The organism is Fuerstiella marisgermanici (assembly GCF_001983935.1).
Taxonomy (GTDB): Bacteria; Planctomycetota; Planctomycetia; order Planctomycetales; family Planctomycetaceae; genus Fuerstiella; species Fuerstiella marisgermanici.
This window is the reverse complement of the sequence record NZ_CP017641.1, coordinates 5,784,364-5,805,331: the sequence shown is the minus strand read 5'-3', so window position 1 is coordinate 5,805,331 and position 20,968 is coordinate 5,784,364. Positions and strand designations below refer to the sequence as shown.

Here is a 20,968-nt window from a genome sequence, read left to right as displayed (position 1 = left end):
GTGAGCCTTCGTATCGGTTTGAGGTGAATGTTGAACAGGACGAGCCGTCAGATCCCGTACAGCGTTTTGAATCTGTTGTTCAGTTGATTCATCAGCGGCGTGTTCGACAGTGTGCTTCCGGTGACGACTTCCACCAAGCGGCTGGCCGACAATCTCCGGCCGTGTTGATGGATGTGCTGTCGCAGCCATTGCAGCAATGGTTGGAACTCGCCTTTTGCGAACTGATGCTGCAGATCGCCAATTTTGTCTTCGGCGGCTTCAAAAAATTGGGCTGCATACATGTTGCCGAGCGCATAGGTAGGGAAATAGCCGAATAACCCGGCACTCCAGTGGACGTCCTGCAGGCACCCGTTAGCGTCGGTTTCCGGTGTGATTCCAAAGTCGTTTGTGAAACGTTCGTTCCACGCAGTCGGAACTTCTTCCGGCGGCAGCCGCCCGGAAATCAAATCGCGTTCCAGATCGAATCGCAGCATGATGTGCAGATTGTACGTGACTTCGTCAGCTTCAACCCGAATAAAAGATGGACTGACCGCGTTCACTGCAAAATGAAACTGGTCCAGCAAGGTATTTCCCAGAGCATCCGGGAAAAGCTCCTGAGCCCGCGGGAAGAAGTGCTTCCAGAACGACAGCCCTCGCCCTACAAGGTTCTCCCACATCCGTGATTGAGATTCATGGATTCCCAACGACACTGAGCTTCCCAGCGGCGTGCCGAAGGCGTCTCCCGGCAGCCCTTGTTCGTACATTCCGTGACCGGATTCGTGCAGCGTGCCGAAGAAGGCTGAGGAAAAGAAGTCGGGGTCGTAACGCGTTGTCAGGCGACAGTCACCGGGCCCAAAGCCGCTGCAAAAAGGATGAGTCGTCACATCCAGTCGACCTTTGTTGAAGTCGAAACCAATTGCCGTAGCTGCTTCGCGACCGAGCACGGCCTGAGCGTCCACCGGGTAATGGCGATTCAACAGCGACGTGTCTGGTTGCCGACCGGCTCCTTTGATCGCGTCGAGCAACGGCACCAATTCAGTCCGCAACGCATCAAACACCGATGCCACATCCGCGCTTTCTGCACCTGGTTCATATTCGTCCAGCAGCGCGTCATACGGCTCGCCGTTTTCAGCAAATCCGACGGCTGCTGCTTCTTCCTGTTTCAGCTTAACAATCTGGCTTAGCCACGGGGCGAAGGCTGCGAAGTCGTTCTTCTGACGAGCTTCCGCCCAATGCTGCTGAGCGAGCGCGGTCACGCGCGAAAGTTCTTCGACCAGCCGCTGCGGCAATTTTCTTGACCGTTCGTAAGTGCGACGGATTTCTCGAATGTTGGCGACGGAATCAGATTCTGCACCGTCGTTGAACTCGCTGTCGGCCAGTTGATCGAGTAACTCACCGATTTTCGGCGACGTCGACCATTCGTGAGCCACGCCAGCCAGCAGACTTAACTGATTGGCTCGATGTTCATTGCCGCCGGGCGGCATGTAGGTTTCGCGGTCCCACCCGAGGACGGCGCCGCATGATCCGAGTAGTTCGGCCTTGCGGACAAGGGTGAGGAGTTCGTCATAATGTGTTTTCGGGTCAGGCATGCGGTGGAAGCTACTCGATCGGATCGAACTCGGAAAGTTCAGCGACCACTGCTTGCAGGACTTCCGTCACTTCCGGCATCAAACCAGCGGCCCTCGGCAGATTTCCATCGGCTCCCAATTGTTCTAACTGCTGAGCGAGGTTTGCCGCGCGAGTGGCCCCGAGCGACAGAAGTGCTCCCTTAATCGTGTGCCCTACGCGGTGAAGCGTCTTTGCGTCTCCGCCTTCGATTGCCGTTTTTCCCTGTGCGATCAGCTTAGGAATTTCGTCCGTAAAAGCTTCGATGACCGCAGCCAGCAGTTCGCGATCGCCGTCCACACTTTCCATCGCTGCTTGCCAGTCGATCTGCGATTCTGCTGGTGCTTGTGGCTGGTGATCGACGGGCGGATTGTCATTGGGCTCCGTTTTCTGCGGCACGTCTTCTGGTGGCGAATCCATGGCGATTTCTGCCGCCGTGCTGCTGGGAGCCAGTTTCATTCGGGCGAACATTTCCGCTATCTGCCGACCTCGAATTGGCTTCGACAAATACTGATCCATCCCGGCGTCCAGGCAGCGCTTTTTGTCGCCCTTCATGGCGTGAGCTGTCATCGCCACAATCGGCGTCCTGCGGCCGGACTGCTGCTGGTATTCGCGAATGGCGGCCGTCGCTTCCAGACCGTCCATCTGAGGCATCTGCACGTCCATCAGGATCACGTCGAATTCCCCGTTGCGGTATTTTTCGACCGCTTCCACACCATTGCAGGCCAGCGTGACGTGGTGTTGATGTTTGTTTAAGAGTCCGATAGCCAGCTTCTGGTTGACGAGGTTGTCTTCCGCCAGCAGAACTCGCAGGCCGGTCACCACCGGGTAGTCCGGATTGACTGGCGGTTTATCATGAACGTCTTCTTCGTCGGTGACGCCCAGCAGGCTTACGATACTGTCGAACAATTCTGACTGCTTCGCCGGTTTCAGGATGTGGCCCGAAACTGCCAGTTCGCGCCGCCGGTCGCCATCGCCCGGTCGCCCGGCCGATGTTAGCATGATGATTTTCAGGTCATTAAATCGCTCATCTTCACGCACGCGTTGGCACAGATCGAAGCCGTCCATCACTGGCATGTGAACGTCCGTCAGAAGCAGCTTAAACGGAGCAATGTCTTGATATTCATTTAACAGGCGAAAGCCCTCTTCAGCGCTTCCGGCGACAAGCGGCGCCATTCCCCAATTGGTGCACATCTCAAGTAAGATTCTGCGATTGGTGGCGTTGTCGTCGACGATAAGAGTCTTTGTGCCATGCACCACCACGGGATCTCGAGTTTGCGCCTGATAGTCTTCCGCGATCGCGAATTCTGCATCAAAAGTGAAGACGCTGCCCGTACCCACTTCGCTTTCGCAACGGATCGAACCGTTCATCATTTCGACCAGTCGCGTGCAGATGGCCAGGCCCAATCCGGTACCGCCAAAGCTGCGTGTCGTTGAAGTATCGGCCTGCTGAAATGCTCCGAAGACTTCGTCAATGCGATCGGCCGGAATGCCGACGCCCGTGTCAGAAATGGAAACGGCAAGCTTCACATTTTGCTCATGCTGTTCCAACACGCGGACTCGCAAAACCACTTCGCCCTGAGCCGTAAACTTGATCGCGTTGCCCACGAGGTTCACCACAATCTGGCGAAGTCGGGCTGGGTCGCCGATGAGGAACGCGGGCACATCTTCGTGGACGGAGAAGGCGAGTTCCAGGCCCTGCTTGTGAGCTCGCGTGCCCAGCACCTTCATGGTGTCACCCAGCGATTCGCGCACATCGAACGGGATGGCTTCCATTTCCATCTTGCCGGATTCGATCTTGGAAAAGTCCAGTATGTCGTTGATCAGATCCAGCAACGATTCGCCCGACGACTGCACCATTGAAAGGTATTCGTGCTGAGTCGGCGTGACATCGGTTTCCAGCAGCAGTTCAGTCATACCAATCACACCATTCATCGGCGTGCGAATTTCGTGACTGACATTTGCCAGAAAATCGCTCTTCGCGCGGTTGGCGGCGTCGGCGGCTTCCAGAGCGGCTCGGAGTGCTTCTTCGCTGCGATTGCGTTCGATCACGCGACCGACCTGTTCGCCCACACTTTGGAACACGCCCAGCAAGCCTTTGTCTTCCGGTTGTTCGGCGAACGCGAAAAATTCCAGAACGGCCACTGTTTCGTTTTGAATGATGATTGGGAACGCGACGCCGCTGCGAATGCCGGCGGCACGAAACACTTCGGCGCTGCGAGCGTCGACATCATCCATTGCATTGGCGACCCACATGGGTTCGCCGGTTTGCCACACGTTGCCTGCCAGTCCCTTGCCCTTGGGGATGCGGGAGGAATCTGTCAGCGAGCGAAACGCTTCCAGCCGTGAACCAGCCGCCTTGTGCCAGATGCCCATGGACTCCAGTTCCTCAGCACCATCGGACTCAGCCTGCGGAACGGGCCGCAACACATGACCCACATCCCAATCCGTCAGGTCGCAGACAATGGCCAGACAGCCTCGCAGCGCTTCCTGCAGTGAATCCGTATTCCGCGCCAACGTTGTGGCCTGATACAGCAGGCCGGCTTCCATGGCTTTGCGAGTGGCCGCGTGTTCCGCCTGCTTAAGTCTTGTGATGTCGCGACCGATTCCTACCAGTCCGATCACGTTGTCGTCGGCGTCTCGCAGCGGAATCTTGCTGGTCAGCATCCAAATCACGTCGCCGTTCGGATCGACGTTGGATTCTTCGCGATCGATCAACGCTTCGCCGGATCGCATGACCTTCTGATCATCTTCAGCGAAGTTTTGAGCAACCTCATCGGGCACAAAATCGAAGTCGGTTTTGCCCACCATCGAAGCAGAGGACGTGCAGCCATACAGCTGGCTCAGGGCTGGATTGGTCATTACAAATCGGCCGTCGCGATCCTTGATGAAGATCACGTCCGGAAGGTGATTCATCAGAGTCTGCAGCCGATCACGTTCCTGCGCGAGTTCTTCTTCAACCTGCATCACGTTGGTGATATCGCGAGACAGACCGAACGTTCCGATGATCTCACCATTGGCGTCGCGCAAAGGCAACTTTGTTGAGGACGCCCACGTGTTTTCGCGATCCTTCCACGTCTCTTTTTCGACGCGTCCGATGATCGATTCGCCGGTCCTCATGATGCGCAATTCGTCTTCTCGCGCTTGATCGGCATGTTCGCTGGTGAAGAAATCGGCGTCGCTTTTGCCGACGGCTTCTGCCGCTGAAGTCAGGCCGAACATGCCCGCCATGCTTTCGCTGATGCGCAGAAAACGGCTGGCCGTATCTTTAAAGTAGATCGCATCGGGAATTGATGTCAGCAGAGTTTCCAGCAGCGCGCTTTCGCGCTGGTGAGCGTGTTCGGCTTCGATCCGGTCGGTAACAATCCAAAACAGCACCTGAATGCCGATGATGTTGCCGTCTGTGTCTTTGTTGGGGCCTTTCAGGCGTTCGATCCAGCATACCGAGCCGTCTTTGCGAGTCTGCCGGACGATGCCCTGAAAGATGGCGCCTTCTGTCAGAGTCTGCCTGTCTTCACGCGCGAATTGCGCTTGCTGCACAGAGTCGTCGATCGCAGGTTCGCCGCGATCGATCAGTTCTTTCAGGGTGAGACCGTGAAATTCCAGGTACGGTTTGTTAGCGAACACCGGCCGACTATTGCGATCCTTGTGCAGCAGGCAGACCGGCAGGCTGTCGACCAGGCGATGGTAATCTGCCTGAGTCTGGCGCAGCGTTTCTTCAGATGGATCGGACGACGGCGGATTCATTCGCTGATTCCGTTTTTGATCAAGGTCACCTGATTACCGCGTTCATTATACCGGACATCGTCGAGGAAAAGTCGCATCATCATCACGCCGCGTCCGTGTGGCTTCAGTAGATTTTCCGGGTCAGTTGGGTCAGGCAGATTGCCTGGATCGAAGCCCTGCCCTTCGTCTTCAATCTGAACCTTCATCTGCTGCGGCGAAATCGAAGCCGTAACCTTGACGCGACGTTCCTTCCAGGGACTTTTGGCAGATCGTTCACGTGCCAGGCTTTCGAACAGATCGCCGTCGCCTTCACGCAGTTTGGAATCCAGTTCCAGATTTCCATGCAGGCACGCGTTCAGCAGTGCTTCTTCCAGAGCCACGCCAATTCTTGGCACGTCTGCTTCCGGGCACAGTTGCACAGCCTGGACGGCCTGTCTTAAAAAGCGAGCTGTCGTGGCCATCAGCACGCGGTCGTTTTCCAGCGACAGAGTGTATTCATCCGCCACAATCTTCCGCAGCACTTCCGCATTGGATAACGCTTCGACTCGCGCGGCCAGCACGCGTTCGACGTTTTCGTGCAGCCATGTCGCAGCGCTCGATTTGTTGATGTAGCTGGCCGCACCATCCTTCATCGCCTGAACGGCAATTTCTTCGCTGCCGACACCGGTCGTCAGGATGACGGGAATCTGCGGGTGGTGCTTCTTCATTTCCCGCACAAGCTGCAAGCCGTCCATGCCAGGCATCTGCAGATCAGTCAGTACCAGGTCGACCGGTTGTTCTGCCAATTGCAGTAACGCATCGGCTCCATCGACGGCGTGGGTCACGGCATAGCCATCGTGCTTCAACAGGAGACCCGATATCCGCGTGCGATCGGTGGCTGAATCATCGACAACCAGAATCGAATCCATGGTTACTCCGTTGCTTCATTCAGCACGCTGCCAGAGCCGTGTTGTCTGCGGCGTCGGTCAAAATCACTTCGTTGCCGCATTCGTTGTAGCTGACGTCTCGCATGGCTGTTCGCATTTGGCGAATGCCGTTGCCATTGTGCAGTTCGTCCGATGGTGGACCAGTCAGTTCTTCCAAACATGACTGATCGAAACCGGGGCCGTCGTCTGCCACATGGAACCGGATTCGATCCAGCTGCAGAGTCATCGTGAGTCGGATGTGGCGAGACGAAAATTCGGCCGCCTGTTTGCGCTGTTCGGCCAGTGCCACGTATTCTGATCGCGGAAGCTGGAGCGGGCGTTCGTTGACCTGCAGGTTGCCGTGGAAATGCGCGTTGAGCAATGATTCGCCCACGGCTGAGGTGATGCTTTGAATTCTGTGGGCGGAAAATGTGCCGACGGCAAACAGGCGTTCGCGAACGAAGCGGATTAGTGACCAGATTTGTTTCAGATTGCTTTCGATTTGAAACTCGCAACGGTTCTGCACGACATGTTGCAGCACCTTGCGCATGGTCAGCATTTCTTCTTCAGATTGCAGCACATCGGACAGCACGTTGACAAGATCGGTGGCCAGCATCCGCTTGGGCACGTAGTTCGCGGCTCCTAACCCAACGCACTCGGCTGCGATCTGGTCGTTTCCTTTGGCCGTCATTAATACAACGGGGACCAGTGGGTGGTCGTGGTGCATGATGCGAAGCAGTTGCCGACCATCGATGTCTGGCATAACAAGGTCGGACACGACAATGTCAACCGGTGTTTCGGCGAGCTGCGTCAACGCTTCGCGAGCGCTTTCGACGGTGATTACGTTCCACTGCGGCTGGCCGTTACGGATCAGCCCGGCGCTGCGCGTGCGATCCGTGGTGGAATCGTCGACCAGCAGAACGGTCGTCCGAGTTGTCGCGGCGTCTTTCACACAACTACCTCAGGTGGACTCCAAAGGGACTATTCTTCTTCATCGACATCACATTCGTCGTGAGCGGCGTGTCGAACCATAGTGACTTCTGTGCCATCGTCACTAAAGCGAACTTCGTCCATCGTGGATTCCATCAGCGTCATGCCACGCCCTCGCTTGCCGTTACCAGCATCTTCACCGTTGACCGATCCAAAGTCAAAGCCGGGGCCATCGTGTCGGATAATAAATTCGGCTTGTTCGCGGTTGATTCTGGCCGTTACCGAGATGCGTCGCTGCATGTAGGGTTCTTCATAGCAGCGCGACATCGCGACTTCGTTAAAGCGGGCGTGGTCGTCGCCCGCCGCCGTCGTGACTTCAAGGTTGCCGTGGTAGTACGCATTGTTCACGGCTTCCTGAACCGCGATGCCGACTCGCAGCCGTTCGGTTTCGTCACCCAACGGCAGGCATCGCAGCATATTCATCAAGTGGTTCACGCACGCTCGAATCAGCATGGGATCATTGGGAAGCTGAAACGTTGCGCTGGCTTCGCCAAGATAGTGCATCAGGTGCGATTGCGACTGTTCGCTTTTCGCGGCGCTGTGGACTTGATTTAGCGTCGATACCAAATCGTCCGCCAGACGAACTTTGGGAACGTAGCTGGCGGCTCCCTGACGTAATGCAAGGGCGGCCACGTCTTCATTGCCCTGCCCCGTCATCAGGATTACGGGGATGTGCGGAAAGTCTTCTTTGACGGCGGCGACCAGTTCCAGGCCGTCCATTTCCGGCATGTGTAAATCCGTCAGCACTAAATCCGGGAGATGTGCTGCAATTTGCTCCATGGCCGACTTGCCGTTATCGGCTTCCAGGATAGTGCAGTCCATCCAGCGGGACGCTATGCCGGATACGCGGACCCGATCTGTCAGGGCGTCGTCGACGATCAGCACTTTAGGCATGACAAGGATTCCAGGTGTTTAATTCGCTGGTTGGTAAGTGCATGGCTTATCTGAGTGACCGCGCGGGTTAAGGATCGTCTTCACCAAGTGTGTACTTCCGAGGCACGTCTTCTTCGTTGCTTTCGTGCGATGTGAGCCATGCGGGGGCGTCATCGGATTCCAGAATGCTGCTAAGTCCCGCTTTGTCCAGCAGGCTTTTTGTTGGAATGTGGCGATCCATGGGGATCGGCCCCTCAGGTTCGTATTCGATATTGAACTTCTGACTTGAAATAGACAGCTTGTCCCCTGGCATCAGCAGTTTGCGTTCAATCCGCTCACCATTAACACGAACGCCATTGCTGCTGCCGAGGTCTTCCACAAACCAGTAGCCTTCTTCGTGAGTCAGCATGCAGTGGCGCGAAGATACAGACCCGGTTTTTAGTCGGATGTCCGTATCTCGACTGCGGCCGACAACCAGCTTGGGGTCAAGCAGGGCGATGGGATCGCCGCCGCCTCGAGGAACCAGTTTGCCCAGATAACGACGGACAGCATTGTCCGACGACGGCGTTTTAGACGGCGACCCGGAGGCGGCAACAGGTGGTGCCGTGCCCGCTGGCGTTCGGCTGTTGGGATCGCTGCTGGTGGCCGAGGTTTTATCGGGCCGGGAACGCTCCGTTTTCGGCTTCATTTTTTGAAGCGTGGACTTTTGCTTGCCACCTTCAGTGAGTGCGCTGCTGGCTTTGACGATTGTTGACCGACTGGCTGTGGACCCAGCGGCGGCAGAATCGCCGTCACCGGAACTCGGTTCGTTCAGAACGCTCAGGGCCAGGTTGCTTTCTTCCGACTGTTGCGCCGTCGAAGCTTCTTCGGCGTGCGGCGCTTTGTACACGATTCGAAACCGCATTTTGGGCACGCACAGGATTTCGTTGGGCAGGATACGTTTGGTGCGAACGCGAGTTCCGTTGATGCCGGTGCCGTTGCGGCTGTCGAGATCAATGACCCACCAGTAGCCGTTTTTGCGTTTTAGCTGGCAATGGCGCCCGGAGACAGCGTTGTGTGGTACGTGCACATCGCACTTAGCGGATCGTCCAACAATGATCGATTCTTTGAGAAGTGGTATCGGTTGTCCGCCGCCCGCGGGGATCAATTGTCCGAACATGAATGGCTTCCTGCATCAGCGTTGAGATCGTGGCCGTGATTCCAATCGATCAATACGGCTTTGTCCACCGACTTCATCGGGAAAGCAGAAGGCCGATTCCGGAAAGCGACGAGGCCGCCATTTCGGCGGCATTCGATGGTGGAGTTTACCAGCCCCGAGTGCTGGCCATACGTTGCATATCGCCGGTCGTTCACCGAAATTTCTACGAAACTGCGGATTCTTCCGGAACAAATGCGGCTGGAATCTCGTCGAAGCAATTGACACAGTCAACAACATCAAATGCCCACCATCGGCAAAAGCCGTGCATCCGGAGTTTACGCGGCAATGCCGACGGGTTTGGGCGAATGTGCAGCAGTTGATGCTGTAGCAGATGACAAAACTTGCATAAAGTCGTATTTTCGCTGAACATACGACGAATGTCCGTTTCTTTTCTGCGGCGGACTCTCTTCTTCTGGCAAACGTCGCTAATCGGGCGAGTTTTCGTCAGGCGATCTGATACAGCCCTTCTTATTGTCCACTCAGTGTGAAAGATTCGATCATGGCGGAAACTCGCAGTGCCTGGGGCATCGACATTGGTCAGGCCGGACTGAAAGCCGTCAAACTGCGTCGCAGCGAAGATGGTGACAAAGTCCGAGCCGTCGCGTTCGATTACATTCCTCATCCGAAAATTCTGAGTCAGCCGGATGCAATCCCGCAGGATTTGATTGCTCAGTCTGTTGAAACATTCATGTCGCGCAATAAGGTCGGCAACGACCTCGTGGCGATCAGTGTTCCCGGGCAGACCTCGCTGGCCAAGTTCATCAAGCTGCCACCGGTAGAGCCAAGCAAGGTGGCCGAAATTGTTCGGTACGAAGCCAAGCAACAGATTCCGTTCGCTCTGGAAGAAGTGATCTGGGATTACCAGCCGATCGGTGGCGGAGTGGAAGAAAGCGGCTTCATGCTGGAAGCCGAAGTCGGTCTGTTCGCGATGAAACGCGATCTGGTCTACCAGGCCATGGAACCGTTGACGGCTCACAAAGCCGAAATCGATCTGGTGCAGGTCGCTCCGCTGGCGCTGTACAACTATTTGTCCTATGACGTGCTCGGTTTTCGGCTCGACGGTGAAAACAATGAACCGCCGGATGCGGAAGACTATTACATCGTGCTGGACATGGGAGCCGACAACACGACTCTGCTTGTGTCTAACGGCAGAACGATCTGGATTCGCAACGTCCCCATTGGCGGCAATCACTTCACTCGTGCATTAACGCGCGATATGAAGCTGACGTTCGCCAAGGCCGAACACCTGAAATGCAACGCAACGAAGGCTCCTGATCCCAAGGCCGTCTTCCAGGCGATGCGACCTGTGTTTAACGACTACGTGACCGAAATTCAGCGGTCGATCGGCTACTTCGGCAGCGTGAACCGCAACGCGAAGATTGCGAAGGTGATCGGCGTCGGCAACGGTTTCCGCATGGCGGGGTTGCAGAAGTTTCTGCAGCAGAACCTGAAGTACGAAGTCAAAAAACTGGATGAGTTCAAAGGAGCGACCGGGGACGGTGTGCTGAGTGACCCGCTGTTTCTGGACAACATCATGACCTTTGCCGTGCCATACGGTCTGGCGTTGCAGTCGCTGAAGGAAACTCGAATCCGCACTTCGCTGTTGCCGCCGGAATTGGTGGTTCAGCGAGTGATTCGCAGGAAGAAGCCGTGGGCTGTGGGCATTGCGGCTGGCACGATGCTGGCGGTCGGTCTATCCATCTTCGGCAGTGCAAACGTGCTTAGTTCTGTCAGTGAATCAAAGTGGAAGCCGGGCCATGACGCGGTTTCAACCTTTCAAGGCGTGATCAGTTCGAACGAATCCGCCTACGGGTCGGCCAAATCGAAACATGAATCAAACAAGAAGGAAATCGCCGACCTGACGGCGCCGTTGGCCAAACGAGAACTCTGGGTGGAGCTTATTAAGTCCGTCTACGAAGCATTGCCGCAGGATACTGGCGATGCTTTGGATGAATCTGACCCAAGTTTGCAGCGTCGTCTGCGCATTGAGAGTTTCACGCAGAAGAAAGTCGCGGACGTGGCTGAATGGCATACCGCGTTAGCCGAAGGCGGTATGAAGGAAGACTTCTTTGATGCGGCAGATCAGGAAACGGCTCCGACCGGTGAAGGTTACATCATCACGCTGCGAGGCCATCACTTCTATAACAATGACGAGGTCATCAAAGACTTTCGAAAGCTCGGCCGCAACTTCGTAAAGGACACGTTGGTCTCCAACCTGCATCAGTGGACGCTGGACAAAGACGGGAGCCCGGATTCAAAGATTCCGGTGGGGCAGATGGGTATCAGTCATGCTCTCGTGGTGGATTCGATCGACATCAAAGATGTTCCTTATAACCCCAATCAAAGAATCGGCGGCCCTGCTGGCGGTAGGATGACGATGGGTGGTGGCATGATGGAAGGCATGGAGGGCGGCATGAGCCCAGGCATGGGCGGCATGGGAATGAGTAGCCCCGGCATGGGAATGAGTGGCCCCGGTATGGGAGGCGGTGGATATGCAAGTGGAATGGGCGGCTACGGGGACGAAATGTCGAGTGGCGGTGGAATTGCTTATCCGGGCAGTGGTGGCGTAGGTGGCAACCGTGGTCAGAGTACCGCACCGTTGGATAAGTTGACTGAAGATAAAAACGAGGTTCAGTATCTAACGAAGACAGACTTTGTCGTTCAGTTCGCCTGGGTTCCGATTCCGGTGGACGCCCGTGAAGCTCAGCCACCCACTGCAGGTGCCGACGGAGATGCTTCGGCAGCTGAGTGAGACGAAGTGGGGAAGTGATGCTTCATTCGCCTGCGGGTGGAGAACAAGACTCTAATCACGTTCATAGTGAGTGACTGTTATGGAAAAGCTACAGCCTGTCCTGAAACAGATTTTCTGGATCTGCTTTGCACTGTCGATGATGCTGGTTCTGTTTGGCTGGTGGTCGGCGTCCGCTGATCTGACTGAGCAGATTACCGCCCGTGAAACGGCGGTGAAGCAGGCGTTTACGGAAGCCGGAAAGAACGTGGAAGGCGTTGTGCCTAATGCACGATGGACGGAAGCGGCCAACAAAAAGAACGAAGCTCACGAAAAAGCACTCGATCGCGCCGCTGGCAAACTCTGGGAAGACCAGCTTAGTGCGCGAGTTTATCCCCGAACGATTCGGGACGATCTCAACAGAATTGAGTTTGGTCGGTCGATTGAAGACGACGCGTTGCGGGGGCGATTCGCCCAGCTTTACGACCAGTATTGGAGATCTCAGTTGGACGTCATTCGACCATTCGAAAATGGCGAAGGGCTGGTTGATTGTTCCAGCGCCCAAATCACAAAAGAGAACTCGGAAAAGTGGGCCCGTAAGATCCCCACAACGCCTGAAATCTGGAATGCTCTGGAAGACATCTGGCTGCTGCATTCCGTTTGCGAATCCATCGCGATGGTCAACAAAGATGCGACTCGTATCGATAAGGCGCCGCTGCGAGTTTTGATGAAGCTGCAATTGCGCGGTGGCGATCCAGACACCGAACCGGGCAGTTCAGGAGGCGGCGGAGGCGGCTTCGGTGATATCGGGATGGGAGAGGGAATGACCGGTATGACTATGGGCCCAGGTGGCGACTTTGGTGGCGGTGGTTTTGGTGGTGGTGGGCGCGGAGGCGCTGCTGGCAGTGGTCCGTGGACCGCGTTTGAAGGCAGTCTGTCCGCCGATTTATTGACGGAAGAATTTGGGTCCGTTGGAGGCGCCGGCGGCGGGTTTGGCGGCGGAGGTGGATACGCTATGGAAATGAGCGGCATGGGGGGGCCAGCAGACGGAAGTTACGACAGCGGCAACACTGATGGAGGTGATGGAGCGGGCACCGACCCATCTCGTTACGTCCATGATGAAGAGGGCATGCCTTATCGGACTCGGGCCTTCATTCTGGAAGTGAAAATTTTGCAGCAGGCCATTCCCAGCCTGCTGGCGGAATTGACAAACTCAAAATTCCCCGTGGAAATTGTGCGAGTCGATGCGGCCTTCGGCAATTCGTCTGGTGGGAGCCTAATGACCGGCGGTGGTGGTGGCATGGGGGGGTATGCCCAAGAGATGGGCGGCGCAGGAGATTATGGTAGTGGTGGCGAAATGAGCATGGGTGGTATGGGAATGGGCGGCGGCATGGGTGGCTATGCTGCAGAAATGGGCGGCGGCATGGGAATGAGCGCTCCCGGAGGTATGGGAGGCATGGGCGGAGGCGGAATGGGCGGCCTGAGTACCGGGCTCGGCGGCCTCGGTGGTGGTCGAAGAGGTGCGGGTGGCCGCGGAGCGAAACCTCTGACGGCAGCCGAACAACGCAAGATTGCCATGGGCGAGCGAATACTGGCTGATGCGATGAGAGATCCGGATCTGTCAACGGTGCGAGTGGCCGGTTTGATGACTGTATTCCGATCACCGGAAGAAGAAGAAGCGGAAGCCGAGGCTGAAGCTGCCGCGGAAGTCGAAGCACAGACGTCCGGCGGGGCAGACATGACTCAACAGCCGGACATGCAGGATCTGGTCGATCCAACTGACGCTGCGGCTGACGGAACACAGCCAGCCGATGGGGCTGCGCCCGTTGAAGGCACGCAACCAGCAGGCGGTCTGCCTGGTAACGCTACTGGGCCAGACGGTGCGGCAGGACCGAATGGTATTCCGCCAGCGATGCCCGCTCCGGGAAGCGATCCTGCCGCTGTGAATCCCGGCGATCCGAGTACGACAGATCCGATACCACCCGCAGCCGGAGCCCCAGTTGAAGGTGGCACACCGACTGGCGGCGACTTGCCACCGACGGCTGGACCACCAGCATCTGGCACACCGGGCGCTGTTCCATAGCAGCCGGGTAGGCGCCATGTATACCGGCAGCAGAACCTGAACACACACGCACATACTGAAGACAATCCTCTCTCCATCAGGAGTTTCCAAAATGGACAAGCTCAAAACCCTCGCGTTAAAGCACGGCGAAAAAATGGTCGCTGGCCTGTTTGGCTTGATAGGCCTAATGGCGCTTACGTCGGCAAGCTGGAGTCCCAATCGGCAAAGTCCGTTGGAGCTGCAGGATATGACCACGAAAAAGACGGCTCAAATTGAGCAGAACCAATGGCCGGAAGAAGATCAGAAGGAGTTCGATGAAATACCGGACGTCGAAAGCCTGGTGCGAGACAATTCCAACATTCTGACTCGCGCAGAAAACTTCACGATTGGGTCGATGAATCCTTCCATTCTGCGGCTCAGGGAAAAGCGATCGGCTGTGACCGTGGTACCTCCTGAGGATGGTCGGGCAGTTGCCGTCGTGTTCCCTCTGGCGATGCCGCCGGACGAGGAAGATGCTGACGCTGATGACGCGACAGACGAATCGGGCGAAGAAAAGGAAGACGAAGTCCTGAGCGAGGACGAAGAGCTGCAGAAGCTGTTTGAAAAGAAATACGGCAAGGCTGGCGGCGCTGGTGGTATGGCCGCTGGTGGCATGGGCATGGGCATGGGCGGCATGGGAATGAGCGGTCCCGGAGACGGCCTTACCGGTATGACGGGCGATATGGGTGGCATGGGAATGGCTGGCATGGGAATGAGCGGCCCCGGAGATGGCCTCGTCGGCATGGGGGGCGACGCGGGCATGAGCGGCGGCTACGGGATGGGAGGAGACGGCGGCTACGGAGGATATGGCGGCTCTGATTTGAGCGGTTACGGACCCGGCATGATGAGCGTCAAAAAGAACATTCGGGTGTCGGCTGGCGTGGCAGTCAACATGGTTGTCGATCTGAAGAAGCAGCGAGACATTCTGCGGAATGCTTTGCATCTGTCGGCCGGTTATCAGGAGGCTCAGGCGTACATTCAGTACCTGGATCTCAGTGTTGAGCGGCGACAGAAAGACACAGAAACCAATCAATTTGGCGACTGGGTGGAAGTCACTTCCGAAGACCTCGGCGAAATTCTTGAGGATTCCTTCGGCATTGACCGCGACATCGTCAGTCCCGCGGTTACTCGCAACACGATTACGATGCCGTTGCCTCGTCGAGCGGCCGGACAGTGGCTGCCCCAGGAAGCATCTCACCCTCGTGTTGAGAACTTCGAATTAAGTCCCGAAGAAAAAGAGCTGATTGACAAATACAATCAGCAGGTAAAAACGAAGATGGAACAGGCCAAGCTGGACATACCAGAAGAAGTGAAGCCCGCGGGGTTCAGTCAGTTCACTCAGACGGCCACTGACGTTGGTTCGATGTATGGCGGCCCTGGTATGGGTGGGTATGGCATGGAAATGATGACTGGCATGGAAGGCGGCAACTACGGCGGCGGCGGAGGTGCCGCTTATGATTACGGCGGTCTGGAAAGTGCAATGGGCGGGGAAGGCCTGTCAGCCGAGCAGAAAGCGTTGCTGGACGAAACCAAAGCCACCGCCGATCATCGATTGCTGCTGGTGCGCTTTATGGACTTCACTATCGAACGTGGCCATACATACGAATACCGCGTTCGGTTGGTGATGAAGAACCCCAACTACCGGCATCCACTGGACGAGCTAAATGATCCGGGGCTAAGCACAGAACCTTCGCTGGTGTCAGACTGGAGTGAACCGACACCGCCTGTCTTTGTGCCGCTGTCGCACCGCATCTATCTGACTGACGTCAGAGGCCGTTCGGGGAGTCCGGAAAAGATCAGTGCAACCATTTACACCGATACCGCTGAAACTGGCATGCCAGTGATGGGCGGTGTCGATTCACTGATGGGGCTGCCATTGGCGGGACGCCAAACGCTTGAAGTCGTCGACCTGACATCGGAAGAGCTTAAGCTCAAAGAAGTCACATTGGCGACGGATGAATTGCTGGCTGCGGCGGAAGAAACAGGACGAATTTCCAGCAGCGAACATCGTGAAATTAAGCAGGCTATCGACAGCAATCGTGGTCGTGTGGTTCCAGCACAAGTGTGCGTTGTCGACAGCAATGGCGACCTGAAACTGCGTCTTGTGGGTGACAATAAGTCGGAAATGCAGATGGACGAACTTGAAGCCAAAAAAATTCTGGAGTTGTACGCCTCATGGAAAAAGGATAAGCGGATGGAAAACAATCCATTTGCCATGAACGGCGAAGGTGGCGGCTACGGCGAAGGCGCAGAAGGCGGTCTCGGCATGGGCATGGGGGCCGGTTCCGCAGGCGGCTACTACGGAGGCGGCGGTCCGGGAACGATGGGCGGCATGCCCGGTATGGGACCAGGCGGTGCCGGCAGCGGCAGTGACCGTTCGACTCGTCGAGGTAATCGCCGCGGACGCTAGTGATCGTCGATTACTGAGCCTTGGATCGACTGCCGGTGGGGGAAGCGGAAATGTCCGTACCTTCCGGCAGTGGCCGAGCGGCGACGCGTAGATTCAGGCTGTGAGCCAGTTCGCGAAGGCGGCTGAAGTAGCGAAAGTCGTCTGGATACAGCCAGATTGTGATCGCTGTACGGGAGTCCGTAGATTCCAGAAGCTGCCGAAACCGCGAGCCAATCTTTAACGCTGTATCTACCGGCTCAGCATTCAGCGTGTCTGAGGGCAGGATCGACCAGCGCGCCACAGTGATACGTGGCTCGTGCCCCATTTGAAGTGCCTGAAGCGGCGAATGAGTACCTCGCTGCACGATGTACTTCATCTGAAATCCGCCGACGGGGCCGACCATGCCTTCGTAGCGATGGAACCGCATTACCATATTGCGACGCCCCACCACCTGTTCGCTCATTCGTTCCAGCAATCCTTTCAGCGGCACATGAGCGATCCGGCCGCCGTGCAGCCGAAAGTGAAGTTCGTCGTCCGCGACGGATTCGCTGACGGGCGACAGCCGATGGTTCAGTCGATCACTGTTTGGCTGTTGTGCCTCAACTGTATCCAGGACTTCCTGCAGCTGTTGCGTTTCTGCCGCGACCTGCTGTAGCGCACCCGCGATATACGCCTGACGCTCCGTTAGCGAAGCGGCGGTCGAACGAAATGAGGCGGCCTGACGTTCGATGTCTGACAGCGACGCCTGCAGTGACAGTACCGTATGAGTTAACTGAGTTCGTTCCTGTTCGACAGAACCGGCGCGCCTCTGCTGGAGCTCTTTGACGTTTTGCTGCTGCTGAATTAAGGCCAGCAGATTGCTGAGTTCGTTTTCGGTCGTGGCCGTGTCTGAACGGGATTCGTTCAGTTGAATTCTCAATGCCGCGATCTGCTGTTCCAGTTCTGTGTCGGTGTCCACTTCCACCGCAGGCTCCGTCAGGCTGGCGATCGCTGACTGCACTTCGCTGGTCTGTCTGGTTTCGGTTTGAACCGTAGCTACGTCGACGCTTTCCAACGCTGCAGACTTTGCTGGTTCACGCCGCTCAGTCGACAAACCCTGACCATGATTGCTGCCTTCGTGTTGCAGCAGATCACCGCTTGCCTCCGCTAACCCGGGCACTGGGCTGTTGTTTGGCTCAGTCACCACCGCCACTGACTCAAGATCAGCCAGCATCGCGGGTTGTCGAGCAACCTTGACGCCGGCCATGACGATCAAAATGATCAGAATGCCGACGATGTTGGCGATGATGTCCAAAAACGAATCCGACCCGAATTCCTGGTCGCCCGTACTCTTGCGGCGACTCATATGGACAGCCCCGATCCGGATCGCTTGTGTTCAGATGGCTTCGCGGGTTCCGCCGGTTCTCGCGTCACTGCTTTAGGCGTCACTTCGTTGCGTGCTGCCCCGTCCGACATGGGGCCAGTTGTTGTCTGCGGCGAGCCTTGTGAACTTCGGAGCGGCTTGACCGAACGCGTCGGAATGTCGACTCCTGACAGTTCTCTCATCAGCATCTTCTGCACTGGTGCCATGCCGTCGGCCACAATGAATTCAACAGCCGGGGCGACCCCTTCATTGCCAGCTTCGGCCTCAAGTTCCAGTTCGGTACTTATACCATGCATCACCATCGCCAGAATTTGTTCTTCGTCCCACCCGGTTGTATCAACGGGTTCGAAGTCGCCGATCGTTAGTTGCTTCTTCTCCAGAATGATTTCAACGCGATGCCGCGCGTACCGTTGTGGGGCGGTTGGTTGAGTCTTCACCGACTCCGGCGGATCTGTCTGCAGATTCTTCGGGGCTGGCTTCGCGGCTGGTGCTTGTTGGACTGCCGGTGTTGTGTCCCGCGTTTCGGTGGAAGGAACTGTCGGCGGACTGGCGGTACCTGTCGATTGCTGCGCTTGTCCCTGCTTCATGAGTGCCAACAGGAAGGAATCAGGTTCCTGTGATTCCTTCTGCAGTTCGACAGACTGCATAAACTTTTGCAGGAAGGAGACTTCTGTCGGCGGTTCGCCGGAACCGATGATCCCGCCTGCAGACGCAGCGCCTTCAGGGGTTGCTGTGCGGGTCTCTGAAGGGCCGAACACTGATGTGTTCGATGCGTCTGCGAAGGAGTTCTCTGCCGCTCCGGCAGCGCGGGTTGCCGTGCCGGAGGGTGCGGTCCCCCAGGCAGGCCAGCCGGAGCGGTCGAGAGAACTGGTGCGGTCTGCGGTTTGAGTCTTCGTGTTCTCTGCGTCGGGATCAGCGTCTTGCTGACGCATGATCGGTGACCACGGCGATGGCTCGACAAACGAACGGTTTGTTTGGTTCGTTTCGGGAACCTTTGTGTTCGGCGTTTTGGTCGGTTGCGGATCACCAAAAAGACGAAACTCGGGTGGCGCCGCAGGCGTATCGTTCGCCACGATGTCTTGCGCCGCAGTGTCAGCAGCGGTGTGTGGTACGTGTAAGCCACTCATTGTTGAACGACTGCCAGCGCCGAGGTTTCCGGACAAGAGCCCATGGCGCGGAAACAGCTGAACGGCTTTCGGTGCCGCTGCTGCAACCGTTGCCTCAAGGTCGACGGTCGACTCAGCTATAGATGGTTGCTTCTGTGAATGTGTGAACGCATCCAACGCAGTCTGCGACGCATCGGCGCCATTCGATTCGTTCGCGGTTGGCGGTGTGATCTGCACGGGCTCCCACGCATTTTTCCACACTCCCGGCTTCCAGCCACTGTCCGCCATCAACGGTTCTGAATTCGGTGTAGCGTGCGCAGACTGGTCGTCGGCGGCAGGATCACCGCTGCCGACATTGCCACCGGATGCGTCATTGGGAGTGGGGAAATCGAACGAGTCAGCAGACGCTGTTAGGTTCGCCGGCGCTGGGGCTGCGTTAACCAGTTCCGGAAAGCCATTGTCCGTCGAAAACGGGTTCGGATCCGCCACTGCACCGCTTGCTTTGTCCTCGGGCGATTGACCGAACTGGCCGCCCAACTTCCAGGGATTTTCTTTAGAAGCAACTTCCGGCGCCGCTTGCGTTTCTGCGTGCTGCTTGTGTGCGAACGGATTGCCAGCAATGGCGGGGAAGTCGTCCGAGCTTTCTTTGCTTTGCTTTGGCGAATCAGTCGACTCAGCCAACCGTTCGAAAGCATCAGTCGCTTTTCGCGGCGGAGCGACTCCACCGGCGTAATATTGGCCGTCCCAACCGCTCGTCAGTTCTTCTGCAGACGCGATGCTTCCGTCCGGGAGCACACTCAAGCGACGTGGGTTGTCATCCGAGGACGGCTTTTTCATTGTGTCGAGCGTCGCGGCAAGGCCTCCGTACAATTCTGAACGGCGTCCTAACGCGGCCAGAACGGACTGCCTGAGGACTCGAGTTTCTTCTGCGGATTCGCTTCCCGCCGAAATTCGACGTTCTTCGTCCACCAGTTCATATCCGAAGTGAATTCCGGCGTCGCTTAGTGTTCGTTGAGCTGCATAAAACATCATGCTTCCGCTGGAACGCACCAGCAGCAGAACGTACGGCTTACTGGATAACGTTGACGGATTTCGTGTTTCATGGATCGCGAAGATACCGGCCAGCAGCGGGTTGTCGTTGGCGGGGAACCCTCGCATTTCCTGAGGCGTAAGTTTGATGTGGGCGGGCAGGAATTCGAACCCGGCTTCCGACACTTCCACAACGATGGGCGTTCGGCTGGTGCCCGTCCGGTTGGTGAAGTCGAGAATCGTTTCCGCCGTGCCTGCTGCGGCTGATTCCTGTTTCTGTTTGGTGATTTCCCGCAGGCTAATCAAGGCTGATTCACGGCGGCGCAGTACCTGTTCGCCCTGCTCCGTTTGCTTCGAATACTGTTCCAGTTCTGTTTGCAGGTCGACAAGCAGCGCCTGCTTATTCTTTAGTTCCTGATTAAGACTTTCTTCCTGCTGCCTTAGCGTTGTCAATTCGTGCAGTTGTATCTGGTAGCGATTCGAATCGGGGTCGCCGCCTTCCAATTGCCGTTTTGCATCTTCAATCTGCTTCAGCAGAAAGTCGTGGCGGACACCTTCTTCCTGCAATAGCTTCTGCAGGTCTTCCAGTTCTGCCTTCTTCGCCAACTGGCGGCTATCTGGTTCGACCGTTGGCGGCAACAGCGAAATGGAAAACGGGTTTGGATCTTCGGTTGTCTTGCTGTTGTCCGGGCGTTCTTTTTGTTGTTCGCCTGCTTCTGCCATGGCGAAGTCATCTACTTGCGCGTCTTCGTCGGCGTCCAGTTCTGCCCAAAGCGGAGCTGCAGAATCGCCGCCGCTTGCCGAATCGCCCCAGCCGCCAGCATTCGCGTAGTGCTCCGCCAATGGAGCATCCACATCATTGCGCATGCGGCGCGTAGTGACCAGCAGCAAAAGAATCAGTGCTCCCATCGTGCAGACAAGGACTGCCAGAAAGGGAAACAGCGAAATCGCGTTTTGTTGGTTCCGCTTCGCCATA

At 56.7% G+C, this 20,968-nt stretch carries 11 protein-coding genes; 3 read left to right on the top strand and 8 right to left on the bottom strand.

Features of this window, described 5'->3' with window-relative positions:
* Window positions 1-47: 47 nt before the first annotated feature.
* From Fuma_RS21725 to Fuma_RS21700, 6 genes are all read right to left on the bottom strand, one after another.
* Window positions 48-1,568, bottom strand: a complete 1,521-nt coding sequence (locus Fuma_RS21725; RefSeq protein ID WP_077025970.1) for a carboxypeptidase M32 — start codon at window positions 1,566-1,568, stop codon at window positions 48-50.
* A gap of 10 nt (window positions 1,569-1,578) precedes the next feature.
* Window positions 1,579-5,331 carry a PAS domain-containing protein gene (locus Fuma_RS21720; RefSeq protein WP_077025969.1) on the bottom strand — a complete coding sequence of 1,251 codons (3,753 nt, stop codon included), beginning with the start codon at window positions 5,329-5,331 and terminating at the stop codon, window positions 1,579-1,581.
* Complete coding sequence (locus Fuma_RS21715) at window positions 5,328-6,218, bottom strand: ATP-binding response regulator (protein WP_077025968.1); 891 nt, start codon at window positions 6,216-6,218, stop codon at window positions 5,328-5,330. Before Fuma_RS21715 ends, Fuma_RS21720 begins: the two co-directional genes overlap by 4 nt.
* 19 nt (window positions 6,219-6,237) lie before the next feature.
* On the bottom strand, window positions 6,238-7,167 hold the full coding sequence (locus Fuma_RS21710) for an ATP-binding response regulator (protein ID WP_077025967.1): 930 nt from the start codon (window positions 7,165-7,167) through the stop codon (window positions 6,238-6,240).
* 29 nt (window positions 7,168-7,196) lie between these two features.
* On the bottom strand, window positions 7,197-8,099 hold the full coding sequence (locus Fuma_RS21705) for an ATP-binding response regulator (RefSeq protein ID WP_077025966.1): 903 nt from the start codon (window positions 8,097-8,099) through the stop codon (window positions 7,197-7,199).
* Between the two features lie 67 nt (window positions 8,100-8,166).
* Window positions 8,167-9,237 (bottom strand): FHA domain-containing protein, encoded by a 1,071-nt coding sequence (locus tag Fuma_RS21700; RefSeq protein WP_077025965.1) that lies wholly within the window; start codon window positions 9,235-9,237, stop codon window positions 8,167-8,169.
* 538 nt (window positions 9,238-9,775) lie between these two features.
* On the opposite strand from Fuma_RS21700, the gene pilM reads away from it, so the two are divergent.
* The 3 genes from pilM to Fuma_RS21680 all read left to right on the top strand — a co-directional run bounded on the left by pilM (window position 9,776) and on the right by Fuma_RS21680 (window position 16,515).
* Window positions 9,776-12,028 (top strand): type IV pilus assembly protein PilM, encoded by a 2,253-nt coding sequence (gene pilM / locus Fuma_RS21690; RefSeq protein WP_077025963.1) that lies wholly within the window; start codon window positions 9,776-9,778, stop codon window positions 12,026-12,028.
* 79 nt (window positions 12,029-12,107) lie between these two features.
* On the top strand, window positions 12,108-14,087 hold the full coding sequence (locus Fuma_RS34625; RefSeq protein ID WP_077025962.1) for a hypothetical protein: 1,980 nt from the start codon (window positions 12,108-12,110) through the stop codon (window positions 14,085-14,087).
* Window positions 14,088-14,178: 91 nt separating this feature from the next.
* The gene (locus tag Fuma_RS21680; RefSeq protein ID WP_077025961.1) at window positions 14,179-16,515 is read left to right on the top strand and encodes a hypothetical protein; all 2,337 of its coding nucleotides are present in this window, start codon (window positions 14,179-14,181) and stop codon (window positions 16,513-16,515) included.
* A 10-nt stretch (window positions 16,516-16,525) separates the two neighbouring features.
* Here the strand turns inward: Fuma_RS21680 and Fuma_RS21675 are convergent, their stop codons facing one another.
* Both Fuma_RS21675 and Fuma_RS21670 read right to left on the bottom strand, forming a co-directional pair.
* A complete protein-coding gene (locus Fuma_RS21675; protein WP_077025960.1) occupies window positions 16,526-17,839 on the bottom strand; it encodes a hypothetical protein in 1,314 nt (437 codons plus the stop codon).
* Entirely contained in the window at window positions 17,836-20,967 is a 3,132-nt protein-coding gene (locus Fuma_RS21670) for a hypothetical protein (RefSeq protein ID WP_077025959.1), read from the bottom strand. Before Fuma_RS21670 ends, Fuma_RS21675 begins: the two co-directional genes overlap by 4 nt.
* Window position 20,968 lies beyond the last annotated feature (1 nt).

Excerpts from the sequence above, each read along its gene's own strand:
- Fuma_RS21725 (WP_077025970.1), bottom strand. The coding sequence starts at position 1,568 with ATGCCTGACCCGAAAACACATTATGACGAACTCCTCACCCTTGTCCGC.
- Fuma_RS21720 (WP_077025969.1), bottom strand. The coding sequence starts at position 5,331 with ATGAATCCGCCGTCGTCCGATCCATCTGAAGAAACGCTGCGCCAGACT.
- Fuma_RS21715 (WP_077025968.1), bottom strand. The coding sequence starts at position 6,218 with ATGGATTCGATTCTGGTTGTCGATGATTCAGCCACCGATCGCACGCGG.
- Fuma_RS21705 (WP_077025966.1), bottom strand. The coding sequence starts at position 8,099 with ATGCCTAAAGTGCTGATCGTCGACGACGCCCTGACAGATCGGGTCCGC.
- Fuma_RS21700 (WP_077025965.1), bottom strand. The coding sequence starts at position 9,237 with ATGTTCGGACAATTGATCCCCGCGGGCGGCGGACAACCGATACCACTT.
- pilM (WP_077025963.1), top strand. The coding sequence starts at position 9,776 with ATGGCGGAAACTCGCAGTGCCTGGGGCATCGACATTGGTCAGGCCGGA.
- Fuma_RS34625 (WP_077025962.1), top strand. The coding sequence starts at position 12,108 with ATGGAAAAGCTACAGCCTGTCCTGAAACAGATTTTCTGGATCTGCTTT.
- Fuma_RS21680 (WP_077025961.1), top strand. The coding sequence starts at position 14,179 with ATGGACAAGCTCAAAACCCTCGCGTTAAAGCACGGCGAAAAAATGGTC.
- Fuma_RS21675 (WP_077025960.1), bottom strand. The coding sequence starts at position 17,839 with ATGAGTCGCCGCAAGAGTACGGGCGACCAGGAATTCGGGTCGGATTCG.
- Fuma_RS21670 (WP_077025959.1), bottom strand. The coding sequence starts at position 20,967 with ATGGCGAAGCGGAACCAACAAAACGCGATTTCGCTGTTTCCCTTTCTG.